This is a genomic window from Donghicola mangrovi (assembly GCF_013377535.1).
GTDB lineage: Bacteria > Pseudomonadota > Alphaproteobacteria > Rhodobacterales > Rhodobacteraceae > Donghicola > Donghicola mangrovi.
In genome coordinates this window covers 1-1,832 of record NZ_JABCJE010000034.1, presented here as the reverse complement: position 1 = coordinate 1,832, position 1,832 = coordinate 1, and the positions used below count along the sequence as shown (strand labels likewise).

The window sequence follows — 1,832 nt, the reverse complement described above, 5'->3', positions numbered from 1 at the left end:
TCCGCAGGGTTCAGGCGGTGATAGTAGGTCTCTTCGAGATAGGTAATGCGCGGGAAGTCATCCTCATCGTGGCGATGGCTGGGGAAGGACGACCAATGGCCCGCCGGGGTGAACACCTCGGTCACCAGAAGGCTGTCGCAGTAATCCTCGTTCTCCATGGCGATGTTGTTGATGTAGCGGGTGTTCACACCCTCGCCGCGCTGAGTCAGGGTGATCCCGTCCGGCCCGATCCGCCGCGCCGCGTGGCCACCCAAACCGGGGGCCGAACAGACCGCGATCACGCAATCCGTCTCTGCCACAGCCGCCCACTCCTGCCCGTTCGGAACGTACAAACAATGGGGCGGGGTCTTCTCGAACACGCTCATCCGCTCGCCCAACACGCCCCAATCCTGACCGGCCGCGGTGAACGCCGCCTTGCCCTCGACCATCACCAGAATAACCTCGCGGTCCCCGGTCTCCTCGGACGCCGCCTCACCGGCCCGCAGCCGATAAAGGGAAAACCCCACATACCGCCAGCCCGCAGAGGCAGGCGTAATCTCGTGCACCTTGCCGTGGGTGCCAAAGGGCTTTTTCAACAAATCAGCCATCGTCTCTCTCCTCGTCCTTGCCGCCTGCCCGCGGCCCCAGCAGCGTCCAACCGGCGTACAGACCCGCCGCCCCGAACATCAGCGCCCATCCGGGCGATCCTGTGACCGCCTCGAACACCGCCCACCCAAGGCAGAGCCCCACAATCACCACCCGCCGCCACAGCGGCGCAAAAAACGGATCGTCCGGATCAATCATTCTGTCTCCCCGGCGCGGGGGCAAACCGCCCCGCAGCCTCTTTCTTGGTTCAAATACCCCGGGGGAGGCCGCCCCGGCGGCCGGGGGCAGAGCCCCCTTCCCCCATCAAGGACAGATCAGACCAGACCAACCTCGCGCGCAATACGCTTCAGCGTGTGCAGGCCCAAGGTCTGGTACAGCAGCGGGTTGCGCACCTCGGGGTCCTGCTCGGCCTCGATCACGATCCAGCCGTCATAGCCCGCCTCTTTCAGGATCGAGAGCAGCGGCCCAAAATCCACCGCCCCGTCCTGATCCCCGGGCACGGTAAAGGCCCCCGCCAGAACGCCCTCTAGGAACGACATCCCCTCGGCCCGCACGCGGGCGGTCACATTGGGGCGGATGTTCTTGGCGTGGAAATGGGCGACACGGCCCACATGACGGCGCAGAACCTCTTCGGGATTGCCGCCCCCAAAGGTGCAGTGCCCCGCATCGAACAGCAGATGGGTCGCAGGGCCGGTCGCGGCCATGAACGCATCGATCTCTTCGGGGCTCTCGACCACGGTGCCCATGTGGTGGTGATAGACCAGCGTGATGCCCTCACCGGCCAGATAGGCCGCAAATTCTTCCATCCTGGCGCCAAACGCCGCCATCTCGTCCGCGCTCAACCGCGGGCGGTCGTTCACCGCCACATCCGCGTTGCCATGCACGGTGTTCGAACACTCGCACACGATGCACACCTTGCAGCCGTTATGCTTGAGCTTGGCCAGATGACCCTGAACGGCAGCGATCTCGTCCTCGACCGAGCGCACCAGCAGTTCGGTCGAATACCAGCCCGACACGAACACCAACCCATAGTCCGCGAGCAGCGCCCGCAGCGCCTCGGGGTCGTCCTGCGGCCAGCGGTGGCCGTTCTCGATCCCGTCAAAGCCGATCAAACGGCCAGCCTCGATCAGAATGCGCTCGGTCGGGATGTCCTTCCCGATCGACTGGTCATCATCATTCGCCCATGCAATGGGGTTGGTCCCGAAGCGGATCATCTCTGTGGTCTCTTTCTCTCAAACGGGCGTCTT

Annotated in this window: 3 protein-coding genes; all 3 read right to left on the bottom strand. The window is 64.5% G+C overall.

From position 1 onward, the window contains the following. Positions 1 to 587, bottom strand: a 587-nt coding sequence (iolB, locus tag HJ536_RS20635; protein WP_177159268.1) for a 5-deoxy-glucuronate isomerase, incomplete at its 3' end; no start/stop codon positions are given. Continuing rightward, positions 580 to 783 (bottom strand): DUF3329 domain-containing protein, encoded by a 204-nt coding sequence (locus tag HJ536_RS20630; protein ID WP_177159267.1) that lies wholly within the window; start codon positions 781 to 783, stop codon positions 580 to 582. The genes HJ536_RS20630 and iolB, both read right to left, overlap by 8 nt. Positions 784 to 899: 116 nt before the next feature. Continuing rightward, positions 900 to 1,799 (bottom strand): myo-inosose-2 dehydratase, encoded by a 900-nt coding sequence (gene iolE, locus HJ536_RS20625; RefSeq protein ID WP_177159266.1) that lies wholly within the window; start codon positions 1,797 to 1,799, stop codon positions 900 to 902. Positions 1,800 to 1,832 lie beyond the last annotated feature (33 nt).

Bases quoted from the DNA above. Each gene is read 5' to 3' on its own strand.
- HJ536_RS20630 (WP_177159267.1), bottom strand. From the start codon at position 783: ATGATTGATCCGGACGATCCGTTTTTTGCGCCGCTGTGGCGGCGGGTG.
- iolE (WP_177159266.1), bottom strand. From the start codon at position 1,799: ATGATCCGCTTCGGGACCAACCCCATTGCATGGGCGAATGATGATGAC.